The 15,797-nt window shown below is 59.2% G+C and carries 9 protein-coding genes; all 9 read right to left on the reverse strand.

What is annotated here, in order from left to right; all coding sequences use genetic code 11:
• Positions 1–304: 304 nt before the first annotated feature.
• The 9 genes from E6C55_RS14795 to E6C55_RS14835 all read right to left on the reverse strand — a co-directional run bounded on the left by E6C55_RS14795 (position 305) and on the right by E6C55_RS14835 (position 15,795).
• Positions 305–1,138, reverse strand: a complete 834-nt coding sequence (locus E6C55_RS14795; RefSeq protein ID WP_136370581.1) for a carbohydrate ABC transporter permease — start codon at positions 1,136–1,138, stop codon at positions 305–307.
• A 12-nt stretch (positions 1,139–1,150) separates the two neighbouring features.
• Positions 1,151–3,067 carry an ABC transporter permease subunit gene (locus E6C55_RS14800; protein WP_136370582.1) on the reverse strand — a complete coding sequence of 639 codons (1,917 nt, stop codon included), beginning with the start codon at positions 3,065–3,067 and terminating at the stop codon, positions 1,151–1,153.
• Positions 3,068–3,190: 123 nt separating this feature from the next.
• Positions 3,191–4,864 carry an ABC transporter substrate-binding protein gene (locus E6C55_RS14805; protein ID WP_136370583.1) on the reverse strand — a complete coding sequence of 558 codons (1,674 nt, stop codon included), beginning with the start codon at positions 4,862–4,864 and terminating at the stop codon, positions 3,191–3,193.
• 143 nt (positions 4,865–5,007) lie between these two features.
• Positions 5,008–6,084, reverse strand: a complete 1,077-nt coding sequence (locus E6C55_RS14810) for an IS91 family transposase (RefSeq protein WP_168735651.1) — start codon at positions 6,082–6,084, stop codon at positions 5,008–5,010.
• A gap of 127 nt (positions 6,085–6,211) precedes the next feature.
• A complete protein-coding gene (locus E6C55_RS14815) occupies positions 6,212–7,336 on the reverse strand; it encodes a GntR family transcriptional regulator (protein WP_136370585.1) in 1,125 nt (374 codons plus the stop codon).
• A gap of 111 nt (positions 7,337–7,447) precedes the next feature.
• Positions 7,448–9,862 (reverse strand): alpha-L-rhamnosidase-related protein, encoded by a 2,415-nt coding sequence (locus tag E6C55_RS14820; RefSeq protein ID WP_136370586.1) that lies wholly within the window; start codon positions 9,860–9,862, stop codon positions 7,448–7,450.
• A 29-nt stretch (positions 9,863–9,891) separates the two neighbouring features.
• A complete protein-coding gene (locus tag E6C55_RS14825; protein ID WP_136370587.1) occupies positions 9,892–11,634 on the reverse strand; it encodes a hypothetical protein in 1,743 nt (580 codons plus the stop codon).
• 643 nt (positions 11,635–12,277) lie between these two features.
• The gene (locus tag E6C55_RS14830) at positions 12,278–13,996 is read right to left on the reverse strand and encodes an ABC transporter ATP-binding protein (protein ID WP_136370588.1); all 1,719 of its coding nucleotides are present in this window, start codon (positions 13,994–13,996) and stop codon (positions 12,278–12,280) included.
• Positions 13,993–15,795: an ABC transporter ATP-binding protein gene (locus E6C55_RS14835; protein ID WP_230986700.1), complete on the reverse strand. Its 1,803-nt coding sequence runs from the start codon at positions 15,793–15,795 to the stop codon at positions 13,993–13,995. The genes E6C55_RS14830 and E6C55_RS14835 overlap by 4 nt, the downstream gene beginning before the upstream one ends.
• Positions 15,796–15,797 lie beyond the last annotated feature (2 nt).

A 15,797-nucleotide genomic window follows, 5' to 3' on the forward strand; every position in this document is an offset into this window, starting at 1 on the left:
CTTAAACGACTCTGTTGCCAGCTTCGCTCCAAGACTCGCTATTGGTGGCGTGGCTTCGCCTTTTCCAAGCAGGGTTTCCACCTGCTAAGTTACTCAACCTATGCTCGGTCGCTCTGATTTTTCACATTCGTCGGCTTGGATTTCGGTAGATTGAGGGGTTTTATGTGGTTTTTAGCATTTATCACGGCACTTCGGGACGGAACAGCTCCGATGAATGTGATTTTTAGCATATAATCGCCCAAACGCCCCGTTATCGCCCTGCGCCAATGTGAATTTTCGCATAAATTCCCGCCACTGCCCCGGGTTACATCTTCAGCGCGCCTTGCGTCATCCCCTGAATGTAATACTTCATGCCGAAGGAGAAGATGAGCAGCAGCGGGACGGACGAGATCGCGTATGCGGCGAATCGCGTGCCGAGATCGGTCACCCCGAACTGCTTCGTGAAGATGGTCAGTCCCACCGCGATCACCTGAAGGTTGCTGTCCCGGATCGTCAGCAGCGGCCAGATGTAGTCGTTGTAGACGCCGACCGACTGCATGATGAACAGCGTGGCGAGAATCGGCAGCGAGAGCGGAATAACGATGCGAAGGAAGACGCGCATCTCCGCGGCTCCGTCGATTCGGGCCGCCTCGAACAGCTCGCTCGGCAAGCCCGACATATAGGTGCGGCACAGGAACGTCCCGAAGATCTGCCCGCCCGCCGCGCTGGAGACGATAATGACCCACGGCGTGTTCGTCAGCCCCATGTTCTCGTACAGCACATAGGAGGGGATGAGCGTCAGAATGCCCGGAATCATCATGATCGCCAGCATCATCATAAACAGGATTTCCTTGCCGGGGAATGTTTTCTTCGCGAAAATATACCCGGATATCGAGGACAGAAGCATCACGCACACGCTTCCTCCTACCGCATAGCCCACCGTGTTGATGATGTACCGCCAGATCGCATTCAGAGCCTCGGAATAGTTGCCCCACCTCGCCGGAGCCGGAAGGCCCCAGAAGTTGCCGAGAATCTGGGCGTTGCTCTTAAGCGAGCTGATGAGCATAAACAGGATCGGCACGAGGGTCAGGAAGACGAGAACGGCCAGAACCAAAATAATGACGAGCTGCCTGAGATTGAATTGCAAGCGTAAATTCATGGTCGTCCCTCCCTAGTCGTCCGCCGATTTGATGAACTTCATATTGATGACCGTAATGACGAGAATGACCGCGAACATGCTGACGCCAAGCGCCGAAGCGTACCCGAGATCGCTGAACTTCGTGGCGGCGTAGTACATCTGCAGGGCGGGCACATAGGTCGAATCCATCGGGCCGCCTCCGGTCACGATCATAATGCCGTTGAAGTCCTGGATGATGCCGATGAGAGCGAGAATAATGAGGAACTTGAACTGGCCGGACAGCATCGGAAGGTGGATTGAACGGATGATTCGCGACAGGTTCGCGCCGTCCATCTTCGCCGATTCGGTCAGCTCGCCCGGAATGGCCAGCAGCCCCGCATAGAACACGAGCAATTGCAGAATTCCGACGAACGGGAAGCCGATGAAGATAAGCGCCCAGAGCGCGGTCTTCGGGTCGCCGAGCCATCCGTGCGCCCAGGAGCCGAGGCCGATCAACTGCAGGAAGTTGTTGAACAGCCCCATGTTCGGATCGTAGAAGTTCTGCCATATGAGCAACCCCGCCACCGCCGGAATGACCATCGAGGCGGTGAACGCCGTCCGGAACCCGTACTGCAGCTTCTTGCCGCACAGGTGATAGATCAATTCGGCGACGATAAGCGGAGGAATGATCGTCTTGATAAGCCCGGTCACGATAAGGATAAGCAGGTTGCCGAAGCCCTTCGTGACGTAAGGGTCGTGGATCATGCGCTTGAAGTTGTCGAGACCGATGAAGGTCGTCGTTCCCCCCGGCTGCCACTTGTACAGCGAGTGGAACAATCCCGAGAATGCCGGGAAGTACAGGAACACGAAGATAAGCAGGAAGCTTGGAGCAAGTCCGAGATAAATCCATTTGGCCCGCCAGATATCCCGGAAGATTCCCAGCTTGCCCCGTTTCTTCATATACAATAGAAGCAGCGCGATGGCCGCCAGAACGACAACCGCCAAGGCCGACCACAGGATCGCCTTCATTCGGGCTTCGCTCTCCGCATCCTTCACGGCGCTGCCGACGTCAAGCGTAAGAATTCGCCCGTCGTCCGTTCCCGCGTAGAGCGTCTTGCCGTCCGGCGCGAACTCCACGGCGCGCCCCGCCCGGCCTTCCTTCGCCTCCCACAGCTTCTTGCCGCTGCGGTCGAAGATGTAGAAGTTGCCCGACAGATCCGCGGCTCCGAGCAGCTTGCCGTCCTTCGAGAACGCGACGGCGGAGACGCTGTCCCGGGTGCCGAAGGAAGCGGCCTTCTTGCCCTCGGAATCGAACAGCTCCACCTCGTTCGCATTCGTTCCGACGGCCGTCTCCCCGTCGTCGGTCACGGCGATCGAAGCGATCTGCCCGCCGGCGCCGAACTTGCGAACGACTTGCCCGTCCTTGTCGACCAGGTGGAGGAATTGGTCCGCCGTCGCGGCGACGATCCATTCCCCGTTCCCGGACACCCGAACCGTCTTCATAACCGTGCCGATCGCGGCCGTTCCCGTCGTCTCCCCGGTCTGGCCGTCCACGAACAACAGATCGTTGCTTCGCTGAACGACAACGGCGATGACGGAACCGTCCTCGGAAGCGGACACGCTCTTGACCTGTCGCTTCATATCGACGTCCCAGCGGGTGCCGCCTGCGGAATCGTAAGCGTAGAGATGCCGATCGTCCGAAGCGACGAGCAAGGTGCCGTCGTTCAGGAGCTTGACGTCGGTGACGACGTTCTTCGTCTGCTTCTCGTACAGCGGCTGCCCTTCTCGATCGTAGACGATCGCCTTCGAGCCGTGAGCGCCGACCGCGAGGCGGCTGCCGTCCTCCGAGGAGTTGATGGATGTAATGTCTCCGGCGCCCTCGATGGCCCACTCCGCATTCGCCGACACGGCGTTCGGAACGAGCCCCAACAGGAGCGCTAACGTCAGTAGGATCCTGGGGGTTCTTCTCATCCTGCTCCTCCTTGCTCTTCCTTGCCCTTCCATGTTCATCGGCGTGCGACTCCTTCGTTTATCCTGCAAGGTCAATCTGCACAGGCCGCATGCGGCGGCCTGTGCAGATTGGGCGGCATTGGATTATTTGCGTTCCGGCGGCCGGCTCTCCGGCGTATCCAGATCGGACAGCTCCTTCTTATTCTGCTGCAGCATCGGCTCGAGATACTTGTCGACGTTGGCTTGCAGCTCGTTCAGGTACTGCTCCGTCGTGGTCTGGCCGGCGAAGAAGCGCTGCACGCTGCCGACCCAGTCCTGCACGGACGGCTGGTAATCGTTCAGGCCGCGTGCCAGATTGTTGCCTGCGCTGATGTAGCCTTCGGTGTTGCCGATCGGCGTGAAGTCGGCGAACGCGGCCGTCATCTCGGCCGGAAGCGTGATATCCTTCAGCGCCGGGGCCCCCGAGAGGGCGGCGTCCTTGCTGTTCTGAATCGCCTCGGCGTACACCATGTACCCTTCCGGACTGGTCAGGTACATCATGAAGTTCATGCCGAGAGCGTTCTGCTCGGCATCCTTGCTGACGAGGCCATAGAAGCCGATCGGAATCTGGATCGTGCGGGCCGGAGCGATGACCTCGGCGCCTTCCATCGACGGCATGTTGAAGAAGCCGTAATCGAACGCCTTGACGCCGCCTTGCGCGCCTGTCTTCGTCTCGTCCGCGAAGTCCTTCGGCAGTTGGAAGTAGGAGGCCGGGGTCGACACCATCGTCGCCGCCTTGCCGGTCAGGAACAGTTGGTACGCCTGATCGTCCTTGACGCCGAAGAATCCGTCCGGCGTATAGGAGAACAGCTTCTTCAGGTTGTCTGCGTATGCCGTCCACGCCGGGTTGCCGGCAATCTTGTAAGGCCCTTCCTTGTCCTTGACGGCCTTCCATTGGCGAAGCTCGTTCTTCGTGACGTTGCTGTTCGAGTCGTTATACGGGTCCGCCGGGTCGTAGGTCCAGATGTCGTCGATGCCCGGCAAGTACGTGTAGTCCTGATCCTGGGAGCGAATGATATTGATGTAGTCCCGCATGTACTGGTCGGCGTAGATGCGCACGAGCCAGCCCGCCTGGTTGCTCCACATCGAATTGGCGTCTCCGGCCAGCGCGAGCGGCGTAAAGCCGGCCGCCTTGATCTTGTCGAAGTCTGCCGTCAGCTCGCTGAACGTCTTCGGCGTCTCGGTGATGCCGACCTTCTCGAAGATCTCCTTGTTGTACATCCAGACGATCTGCACGGATTCGAAGTTCAGGTTGTACAGATGATCCTCCGTGCCGACGCCGTCCAGATTGATGCCCATCGCCGCCAGGTCGAGCGAATCCTTCCACGGCTTGCCGGTATACGGATTCACTTGGTCGAAGTACGGGTAATAATCCACGAACTTCTTGTCCGACATCAGGTTCGCCACTTCATTGTTCACGACGAGGTCGGCGTCCGGCGTTCCCGCCGCGAATTGCGCGGTCAGCCATTCCTTGTAGCCGTCCAGCGGCTTGATGTCTACAGTGACCTTCACGCCGGGATTCTTCTTCATGTACGCATCCGCAACCGCGTTCCAGACGGAAGACGATGCATTCGGCAGCGAGATGTTAAGTGTTCCCGCAAGCTCGGAGGCCGCCGATTCGGACGGGCTGGCGGAGGGGCTCCCGGAAGCGCTCTGTCCGGCGGACGCCGAATTCGAAGCGCTTGGCTCGACCGTGTTATTGCTGTTGCTGCAAGCTGCCAGCATGGATGTGGCCACCAGAGCTCCAACGAGTAATGCCGATCTTTTGTGAATAGTCATGTCGATCTCCTCTCGTTCTCAAGGACATTTTTTAAAGCGCTTACGTTCCCCCGCTAAAAAAACTGCTCGACTCGCCAAAGGTAAAGTATGATTCAGATATATTCGTATACTTTACTGTATAAAGTATACTGTATAGTCGGTAGTCACGCAATAGCTAATTTCAACTTGGCGAAGAGACAAAAAAACGCCGAAATCCTTGTCACTTCAACGTTTTTAGTCGATTTTATCGTTATACATCCCGGGAACGCAGGATACAAACCATACCTACCCACCATTCGGAAATGCTTAGGCGGGATGTGCTGTAGGATATCATAAAGAAACCGAAATACGGGCGCCTTCACATCCACTCGCTTGCCCGTTCGGTGATCCTCATACCAATAATGCACAGTGTGGTAGTCATAACTTACGATTCGGTATTCCGCAATGGCTGGCCTTGCCAGGTATCTTCCGATATACTTCGCAGCTCCCCTCGCATCTTTCATTCGTTGTTCGGCGTTCACATAAAATCCGTGTGGGTAGCGCCTGTACAGTTCGTTAACTAACCGCTTTACTTTCTCATCTTTCGGGAACCACTTCAGCATCAAGTCCATCAGCAGCTTCTGCCACGACTTCCTCAGATAGCTATACGGGATGTACTCCACACCTTTCCACTGCTTCGTGTTGTCTAAGGCCCCTTCCGTCACCAACGCATGAATATGCGGATTAAATTTCAAGTCTCGTCCGAAGGTATGAATGACGGTGATCACTCCGACTTCATATTGCTTGCTCTTATTCTTCCGACGGTAATAATACTGAATGACTTGCGCGACTTGTCGGCTTAACTCGTTCAGCTTCTTCCGGTCCGCAAAAAACACTTTGCGCAATTCTTTTGGAACCGTGAACACCGTATGTCGATGCGGCACATTCAGGATTCGCTCCTGCTGCTTCTCTGCCCATTCATCCGTATATTTCTTTCCACATCCGTGACAAAATCGACTCTTACATGTAAAACAAACGATTACGGGATCAGGCTCTCCTTCTTTGCAGCCGAGACATTCGTAACGCGCAAATCCCATGTCTTGCGTCCCGCATCGGATTGCCTTTCGAACCGTTGTTTGGATATCTTCTTGTAGCTCTTGAGGAAAGCGGTCGGCATGAAGTTGCCAGAAGCCATGAAAATGGTCTTTAAGGATTTGTTTCACAATCCCACGTTTCTTCCATGTCTCTGGTTTGTTGTTCATCCCAACCCCTCCTACTGATTTCATCGGCAAGTTATCCACATTTCTTCATCGAGTATAATTTCCTAAACAACAAGAAAAGCTGTCGCCTCGAGCCGACAGCTTGCCTAAACAATATGGGGGTATGCGATTATTTGCCGCCGCGCTGCGTCTTCTTCGCCGCAAGCCCGGTGCTGTCCCGCGGAATCAGCGTCGGCACGATCTCATCCTTAAGCAGTTGATTGTGGCCGGCCTTAAGCTCGAACAGCAAAATCTCCGCGGCCCTCTGCCCAAGCTTCTTCGTATTCTGATTCACGGTCGACAGCGAAGGATAAGTATACTTGCTCACCTTGATGTCGTCGTACCCCATAATGCTGATCTCTTCCGGAACGTTCAACCCCATGTCCCGCGCCGCCTCCATCGCACCGAACGCCTTGTAATCGCTTGTGGCGAAGATGGCGGTCGGAGGCTGCTCCAGCTTCATCAACTGCCGGAACCCTTCCGCCCCCATCTCAAGCCGTTCCTTGCCGCCGCTCATGAAGGCGACGAGCTCGGGATCGAAGGCGATCTGGTGCTGCGACAGCGCCAAGCGATAGCCCTGGAGACGAAGAGAGAACTCCTGGTTGACGTCCATGATGGAATCCCCGGTTATAATGACGCCGATCCGCTTATGCCCCAGGGAGAGCAAGTGCTGCGTTGCCAGGTACCCTCCCGTTAGATTATCCACAATAACGTAAGGAATACCCAGATGCGGGTAATAGAAGTGAACGGTGACGAGGCGCCGGTTCTCTTGTTGCCATGCGGTCAGGCGCGAGAGGTCGAAGTCCTCCTTGGTCGTCAGCAGAATAATGCCCGCATCCGGATCGTCCGGCAGTTCATAGTCCGCTCCGACATTCCAGAGATGGAAGTCGACCCCGTTCTCCTCGCATGTCAGCTTGATCCCGTCGAACATGTCGCCGAAGAACGGATGATCGAAGCTCTCGAGCAATTCCTTGTGCGCGAAGTAGATCGTGCGGATCGGCTTCGCGCCGACTCCTGCGCTCGGGCTCTCCTGAATGAAGCTGCCCTTGCCCCGAATCCGATAGACGTAGCCTTCCTGCACGAGGTCGGACAGCGCCCGGCGGGACGTGATCTCGCTTGTGTTGTATTCCTTCGCCAGATCGATCTGCGTCGGCAGCGGATCATGCGGCTTCAGCTCGCCCGATTCGATCTTCTGCTTGATATCGTTCATGATATATTGGTACATCGGAGTCTTGTCCAGTTTCTCCGTATCCATGCGAATCCACTCCTCCCAAGTTGGGTTAAGTATACTTTAGGCCGCAGATTTTCGCAAGACGAACAGGCGACTCGAGCCCGAAGCTCTTGCCGCCTATCGTAACGTATATATTCAGCGAGGGAATGAAGCTCTCTCCGCCGCGACGGACGCGCGGACCGACTGCCGCGTTGCCGGCACCGTCCCCGTAATCCGCACGCCTTCGCCGTGCTCCGAGGCTGCCGCCGACTCCATGCCGGGCGCCGCCCAGACGAGTCCCTTCGGCAGGCTCGCTTGATACCGAACAGTTCCATCCGTCCCGCGCTCCCAACGGACGCGAATCTCTCCCCGCTTGGTCGGGATGACTCCTTCCGCCCAATCGAGCCCCTCCGCAGCAATCGGGCGCAAGACGACATCCTCGGCTCCTTCATCCGACAGATGCACGCCGAGCACTTCGCGGCTTAACAGATAAGTCGGCGACGCTCCCCATCCGTGCGACAAGCTGACCGGAATGGCATCCTGCAAGTACGTCGGCGTATGGCCCATGTAGGGACTCGGCGTCGTCGGGAACGGCAGCGCGGGATCGAACGTCTCCCACCACGTCGTCGCCCCGCGGTCCAGCATCGCTCCCCAATAGTCCCGGATGATGCGAACGGCAGCTTCCGCATACCCGTGGGCGAACAGCGTCTCCAGCACGATATGGTAGAAGAACGCGCCGCGAATCGGAGGCAGCTTGCCGGCCAGGAACTCGTCTTCGACGAAGGCCGCAACCTCCGCCTCCTCCATGATGCCGGACCAGGCCGCCGCGAAGTTCGTCTGCGCCGTCACGCTCGCGGACAATCCCTCGTCGGTCAGGCAGTCGGCGTAGACGGTCGTTCCCGCAACGCGGAGCAGGCGGCGCACGGCATCCTTCAGCTTCGCCGCCTTGGCGCGCAGCTCTGCCCCGAAGCTCCGCTCTCCGACCGCATCGGCCAGACCGGCCGCCGATTCAAGGAACTTATAATAGAAGCAAGAGATCGCCGTCACCCGATCCTTGCGCTCGATATCGTCGGTCCAGTCGATGAAGCACCACCAGCCTTCGCGGACCGCATTCGCGAACAGGCCGGATTCGTCCTCCTGATTGGAGAACCATTGGACAAGGCGCTGGACGGCAGGCCAGATCTCCTCCAGGAACGCCCGATCCTTGCTGTATTCGAAGTACTCCTTCACGCCGAACAGCCAATGCGCGCAGAAGTCCGGCAGCATAAACGAGTTGCGCGCGGGACCGTTGCCCGGAATCGAGCCGTCCGCATTCTGGATTCGCGCCCCCTGCAGCAGCGACTTGCGCACGAGGGCGGCATCGCTTGAGATCTGATAGACGACCTTCGCCATGACGACGGCGTCCGCGACCCAGAGCGCCGCTTCGCGGTACGGGCAGTCCTCGAAGTGATTCTGGCTGTTCACGAGCGTCGTGTAGCGCCCCGTCTCCCAGATCCGGTTCAGCTTCTCGTCGCTGCAGCGGAACGTCGCCTCTCCCGCGAACGGATAATGAACGAATTCCATCCGCAGGCTCCGGATGCGGATCGGGACCGGCGTCGCCATCGCCGCCAGCTTCAGATAACGGAACGCGCGGCGGCCGAACGGCTCCAGCACGTTCTCCCCCGGACGCAGAAGATACGTGTCCATCAGCGATACCTCGAGCGATTCCCCGTAGAAGAGCTGAAGCACGCCCCCTTCCGGCGCATCGACAACAAGCTTCGGATAGCCGACCGCCTCCGCTCCGAAGTCGTAGGTGATCTGCGGCAGGCTTCCCGGCCGCGAAGCGTCCATCGCCAGCGCCCGGTCGTCCGGCGTGTCCGCCAGCGACGCCAGCAACGCTTCCGGGAACGAGATCGCGCCGCGGAACGGCTCGGCCGCGACGACTTCGACCGGTTCGACGAGCGTGCGGCGCAGGAACGGAATCTCGCGCGGCAGCAGGCGCGGCCACGGCGAATCCGGCTGCTCCGCCGCAGCGACGACTTCGGCGTGCGGCCACGCGGAGTCGTCGTAATCCGCTCGCAGCCAGCCGTCCTCCTTCGAGACGTCGACGATCTCCCGGTAGCCGCCCCAGTAATGCAGCCGGCTTGTTCCCGGCAGCCAGCGCGGCGAGCGCCGGCACTTCCAGCCGGAGCCGCTCGCAATCGTCCGCACGGGAGCCGCCCCTTCCCGCTCCGAATCGTAGAGATCGAGCTGGCAGATAAGCCCTCCCGGGCCTTGCAACTGATTCGTCACGATCATCTCCGTGCCGAAGTTGTTCGCCACAATCGCGAGCGCGTTCGCCCCGCGAACGAGACGATCCGCGACCTCGTACGTATCGTACGACATCCACTCCGGATCGGTCGGAGTCGGCCCCCGACCCAGCTCTTCCCCGTTCAGGAAGAGCCTGTAGGCCTGATTGGCGGAGATCCGGATTCGCGCCCGCCCGATCGCCTCTCCCGCTTCGAAGACGGCTCTCGTCTCCGCGTAGACGTCGTTCTTCCCCGCCGTCCCCGCGGCCCAGATCCATTCCGCCGTCCACCGTTCTGCTCCCATGTCCTTCTCCCCCACACTCTTCTCGATTGCTATCGAATTGTATAAATGAAGTTTAATCGCCCTTCCGGAGCGGTATCCCCGAATTGATAGAAGTCCATGGCGTCGCCATCCGCCAGCAGATGGTCGCCCCACTTGAATTCCAGCCGATGCTCCCCGGCCGGATCGTCCAGACCGAGCAGCTCCCGCGGAATCGCCAGATGCAGCTCGTTCCCCGCCGCCGCGTACTTGACCGCGCCGACGGTTCGCCAGCTCCAGCCGCCTTCGCTTCGCTCCAGCAGCGTCTCCGAATCGCCCGTCACGGCTCGGTTGACGATATGCGTGTAGCCCTCCCACGCGCCGCCCCGCTCCATGCCGTCCCGCTCTATGCCGTCCCGTCCCCCGATCCGAAGGAGCAGCAGCATCCAGCTCGGATCGGAGCGCGGGGTCAGCGGCTCCCGGGTCTGCGCGTAGAAGTAGACGAACCCGTCGTCGTGCGCGACCTTGAACCTCAGCAGCTCGTTGCGCCCCGTCCGGTTCTCGTAGCGAAGCTCGCCGTAGCCCGGATGATTCCGCGGGAGCGTATCCCCCTCGAAGTCCCGATACTCCGCCGACACCCGCTCCCATACGTCGAACTCCGGCTCCATCGGGATGGGATTGTTCATCCGATGGCTTTTCCCATTGGTGGCCGCCATCCCCTTGAACCTGCGAATATACGAGATCATCTGCATGTAATAGTTGTCGCCGTACCCGCCCTTCATCGGCTCGATGTCCCGGCTGAAGTTCAGCGTCGCCTGGTCGACGAACAGCACCGGCCGCTCCTCGGGCCCGCTCAGCCGCATCGCAATCCATTCGTTCCAGCCCGTCACGAAGACGATCTGCGGGTCCTGCTCAAGCGCGAACTCCCACTGCTCCGCCACATTGGCCCCGCGAAGAATGTCCTCCGGCCGATCGCCTTGCGCGCTCGCCGCCTCCGCATGGTAGCCCCGCCCCCAGTTGTCGCCGTAGCCGTAGAACGGCGTGTCGCTCATCGCGACGCTGGGATGCTGCGCCACCGATACGCTGACGACCTCCTTCTCGCCCTCGTCGTTATAGAACACGCGCTGCGGACGCTCGAACTCGATCCACGGGAAGCCGTTCGTCTTGGCCGCCTCGTTGGGCCACTGGTTAAGACGGAACGTGAAGAACTCCCGCTGCTCCTCGCTGCACTCCGCCGGATCGCCGATAACGAGCGGCTTGCCCCGCCAACGGAACCACAGGTGCTCGTAACGCCCCGGCTTGTAGATGTCCTCGTACAGTTCATCGATTGTGCGGCCGGATTCGGTATTGGTGTAGAACACGAAGCGCGGAACGCGGAAGCCCTGCGCATCGATCTCGTCCATAATCGCGAACAGCTTGTCGCAGACGTTCTTGTAGACGGCGGTGTTGGTCGTATCGAACACGAGAAAATCGACGCCGGCAGAGGTCAGCAATTGAATATGTCTGCGAAGCACCCACTCGTCGTCGTTCCGGTAGTATCCGTGAAGCGGCTCGCCCCAGAAGTGGAAGATTTCCTTCGGTCCCCAAGCGGGATGCTCCGGATCGTGCACCGCCTCCGGCCATTCCGACAAAATTCGCGTATTGTCGTAAGGACCGCCCGTTCCGTGCTGCCCCAGCCAGAGGAAGTAGAACAGACCGACATAGCGATCCGGGCGAGCGGGACCGACCTCTTCCCATGTCGGCAGCTCTCGGCTCAGGCCGTCGATGCCGCCGTAAGCGTCGTTCCGATAGCGGCGTTCTCCCTGTCTCTCTCGCATCGCCATTCTCCTTTGGTGAATCTGGTAGTGGATCTGCAATTTTCGCTTATAACAAAGTATTCTTTGATTAATTACATAATATACTTTATGAATTAATAACACAACTAAATATACACTGGTTCCGAAAATTTTTCGTGTCTATATAAGCTGAACGAATGAATTTAACCTAGCAAGTTCAAGTTGCAATCGCACACAACTACGAACCAGCAACTCCTGACCCGCGGCCAGATTGAGCGAATAAGCCTGAAATTTCGATTACATTTCGCGGGCTGCGTCCAAACCGAGCGATTAAGCCTGAAATTTCGATTACATTTCGCGGGTTACCCCCAAACCGAGCGAATAAGCCTGAAATTTCGATTACATTTTGCGGGCTGCGTCCAAACCGAGCGATTAAGCCTGAAATTTCGATTACATTTCGCGGGCTGCGTCCAAACCGAGCGAATAAGCCTGAAATTTCGATTACATTTTGCGGTCTGCGGCCAGATCGAGCGAATAAGCCTGAAATTTCGATTACATTTTGCGGGCTGTGGCCAAACCGACCGCGTCCGGAACGGCCAGCTTCCAACTTCATCGTAATAGCCCCCCGTACCATGCGTGGAGTATCGAAACGAGCGTGCCCGTTATAATCTCTAGTTCAACGCGTCTAGCTCCCCTCCACCTGCCGAACCATCCCGCTGTACACCGTCGAGTCCGCCATTAGGCTCTCGTGATTCCCTCGCTCCACAAGTCGGCCTTGATGGAACACGCAGATGAGATCCGCGTTGCGAATCGTGGACAGCCGGTGCGCGATGACGATCGTCGTCTTCCCCTTGCGAATCTCGTCGAAGTGACGCTGCACCTTCCGTTCCGTCTCCAGATCGAGCGCGGAGGTCGCCTCGTCGAGAATCAGCAGCTCCGGATTGTCGAGCACCGCCCTCGCCAGCGCAATCCGCTGGCGCTGCCCGCCGGACAGGGCGATCCCCCGCTCTCCGATCTCCGTATCGTATCCCTTCTCCTGAGCAACGATAAAGTCATGAATATCGGTCAGCCGGCAAGCGGCCTCGATCTCCTCTTGGGTTCGCTCTTCCGCGCCCAGGTTCAGATTGCTGCGGATCGTATCCGGGAACAGATAAGGACTCTGGAAGACGATCGACAGCTTGCGCCCCCATTCCTCTCGCCTGTAGGTCCGCAGATCGTTCCCGTTCACCGTCAGCCGGCCGCCATCCGGATCGTAGAAGCGGACGAGCAGTTGCGCGATCGTCGACTTGCCGCTGCCGCTCGGCCCGACGAACGCGATTTTGCCGCCGATCGGGAGCGAAGCCGCAACCTCCCTCAGCACCGGCTCCGGCTGCCCATCGTACCGATAGGTCACGCCCTCCAGCTCCAGCGAGCGGATCGGCTCCTCCAGCAACTCGCCCCCGTCCTCGATCGTCTCCTGTCCGAAGTACTCGCGCAGCGCTTCGATCTTGGCCATATACATGGAATAGCTCAGCGCGAACAAGTACAGTTGCTCGAACTTATCCATCAATTGGCGTGAGAACTGGAAGACGACGACGAACGCCCCGAGCGTAAGGGAGCCCTGAAGCGCGGCATACCCTCCATACAGCAGAATAAACAGGTTAAGCCCCCACTTCAGCGGATGGCTGACGACCATCTGCCGATTCAGCAGCCGCCCTTCGAGCAGCACGTTGCGGAAGTACTTGTCGAACAGAGAGCGGTACGTCGCCGTCTCGTAATCCAGCCGATGATAGGCAAGCACCTCTCTCGTGGCGGATACGCCTTCCTCAAGGAAAACCCCGACGTTCCGGCGGGTGTCGTTGACCCGGTGTGCGGCCCGCTTCAGCCTCTTGCCGTAGCGGTAGCCGAGAACCAGGTAGCAGCAACTGAACAAGGTGACGACGAGCAGAATAAACGGGCTGTACCAGCCGACGACGAGCATCAGCGCGGCGGCGGGCACGATCTGGAAGAAGCCGTTCGGAAGCTGCAGGCCGATGCCGATCGCCGACATGAACACGTAATCGTTCATCACGTCCGCGTATTTCGCCGTTCTCTCGTTCTGAACGGTCGAGGCGGGAATGCGCTGCAGGAAGCGCGCCGCTCTCTCGAACAAGGAATAGCGAATCCGGAACAGAATCATGTGGAAAAGATAGCCGATGCCGGTCAGAGTGACGGATTGAAGAAACGCGGCGGCGAGGAACACGGCGATCAGGAGGACAAGCCGCTCCTTCTCCCCGTGAAGGAATACATCGTCGATGATGGTCTGCTGCACGCCCGTGGACGCAAGCTGGCTGGCAAGCTGAACGATCATCAATAGGAAACAAACGGCGTATAAGGCGTAATGCGGCCTCGCGATGCCGCGAATGAACGCGAAGTTGTCTCTCATGGTTCGGTTCCCTCTCTATCTCCCTGTTCTCCTCCCGCTGCCAATCGATAGAAGGCCCCCCGGCGCTGCATAAGCTCCTCGTAGCTTCCTTCTTCGCGGATGCGGCCCTCATGGATAAGCAGAATGCGGTCGTAATCGCGGATCGTGGACAGCCGGTGCGCGACGGTCACCGTCGTTCTTCCGACGAGCAGGCGACCGAGCGCCTCCTGCACCGCCCGCTCGCTGACGTTGTCCAGCGCCGAGGTCGCTTCGTCCAGAATGACGATCTTCGGATCGCGCACGAACATTCGCGCGATGGAGATGCGCTGCCGCTGCCCGCCCGACAGCTTCGCGCCGCGCTCCCCGACGACGGTGAAGTAGCCGTCCGGAAGCTGGGCGATGAATTCGTGCGCCATCGCCGCGCGCGCCGCCGCGAACACCTCTTCGTCGGAGGCGCCCGGCTTACCGAAGCGGATGTTGTCCATAATCGTGCCACCGAACAGATACGTCTCTTGGAAAACAATCCCGATCGCACCGCGAATCTGCTCGAACGTCAGCTCCCGCAGCGGGATGCCGTCCAGCAGAACGTCCCCTTCGTCCGGGTCGTAGAACCGCGGAATGAGCTTGAGCAGCGTCGTCTTGCCGTTGCCGCTCTCCCCGACAAGGGCCACCTTCTCCCCGGGCTGGATAACCGTGTCGATGCCGTTCAGAATCGGGGCGCCGCCCGGATAACCGAAGCGAACATCGCGGAAGACCAGCTCTCCCCGGACTTCGGGCAGCGCTCTCGGATGCTCCGGTTCGCGGATATCGGGCATCTGCCGGGCGAACCGGAACAGCCGCGAGGCGTGGAGCAGCACCGTCTTCTGCTGGGCGAAGCTTGCGAGCAGGTTCATGTACTGGGCGACCGCGAGGAAGAAGTAGAAGTGGAACGCGATGAATTGGCCGACGCTGAGCCCACCGGCTTGAACAAGCCGGGAGCCGTACAGGAACATGAGCGCCGCTCCCCCGAAGACGCACAGCAGTTGCACGGCGAACGACAGGAAGGCGAACAGCAGATGCCGCAGATGAACGGCTTGCAGCTCGCCAAGCTCGCCGAGCATGCCGCGAAGGCGCCGCTCGGAGGTGCCGCGAACGCGGAATTCCAGCGTCGCCGAGACGAAGTCGTATGCCCGGCGCCCGACTTGCCCCTGCAGTCGAATCCATTCGCTGTCGAGCAGGGAGCGCTTCGAATTCAGATAGGGACCAAGCAGCGTGTAAAGCAGCAATGGAGGGATCAGCACGAGACTGAGCGCGGGACTGGTGACGATGAGGAAGCAGACGGAGACAAGCATGATCAGGGTGCTTGTGAAGGCGAGCGGGAGAAATTCGCGGTAGAACGTCTGCACCCGCTGCACATCGTGGTTCAGCAGGGTGACCGCGTCGCCGGACGGCGATCTCTCGTAGTAAGAGAAGCCGAGCGTACGCAGGTGGCGGAAGACGGAGAACTGCATATCCGAGGAAGCCCTCTCCCCGATGTAACGTTGAACGTAGGTGACGATCCAGGACGCTCCGACCAGGAGCAGCAGCACGGTCAGCATCGTTGCGGCGATATAGACGAGCAAGCCCGCCTCCTTGCGCGGATAGATGACATCCGTATAATACTGGAACGCTTGCGGAACGGCCATCTCGGAAGCGGCCGCGGCGAGCCCGCAGACGATCATGATCGCGAGCTTGCCTCCGTAAGGCCGGAGGAACGACAGCATCCACCTCGCGACCCGAAGCCGGCCCTCCCGGCTTCGTCGTCGCCTTCGCCCCCCGTTCGTCATTCGTTCATAAGCCATAT

The organism is Cohnella fermenti, from assembly GCF_004801405.1.
Classification (GTDB): Bacteria; Bacillota; Bacilli; order Paenibacillales; family Paenibacillaceae; genus Cohnella; species Cohnella fermenti.

Excerpts from the sequence above, each read along its gene's own strand:
- E6C55_RS14830 (WP_136370588.1), bottom strand. The coding sequence starts at position 13,996 with ATGAGAGACAACTTCGCGTTCATTCGCGGCATCGCGAGGCCGCATTAC.
- E6C55_RS14820 (WP_136370586.1), bottom strand. The coding sequence starts at position 9,862 with ATGGGAGCAGAACGGTGGACGGCGGAATGGATCTGGGCCGCGGGGACG.
- E6C55_RS14810 (WP_168735651.1), bottom strand. The coding sequence starts at position 6,084 with ATGAACAACAAACCAGAGACATGGAAGAAACGTGGGATTGTGAAACAA.
- E6C55_RS14805 (WP_136370583.1), bottom strand. The coding sequence starts at position 4,864 with ATGACTATTCACAAAAGATCGGCATTACTCGTTGGAGCTCTGGTGGCC.
- E6C55_RS14825 (WP_136370587.1), bottom strand. The coding sequence starts at position 11,634 with ATGCGAGAGAGACAGGGAGAACGCCGCTATCGGAACGACGCTTACGGC.
- E6C55_RS14835 (WP_230986700.1), bottom strand. The coding sequence starts at position 15,795 with ATGGCTTATGAACGAATGACGAACGGGGGGCGAAGGCGACGACGAAGC.
- E6C55_RS14800 (WP_136370582.1), bottom strand. The coding sequence starts at position 3,067 with ATGAGAAGAACCCCCAGGATCCTACTGACGTTAGCGCTCCTGTTGGGG.
- E6C55_RS14795 (WP_136370581.1), bottom strand. The coding sequence starts at position 1,138 with ATGAATTTACGCTTGCAATTCAATCTCAGGCAGCTCGTCATTATTTTG.
- E6C55_RS14815 (WP_136370585.1), bottom strand. The coding sequence starts at position 7,336 with ATGGATACGGAGAAACTGGACAAGACTCCGATGTACCAATATATCATG.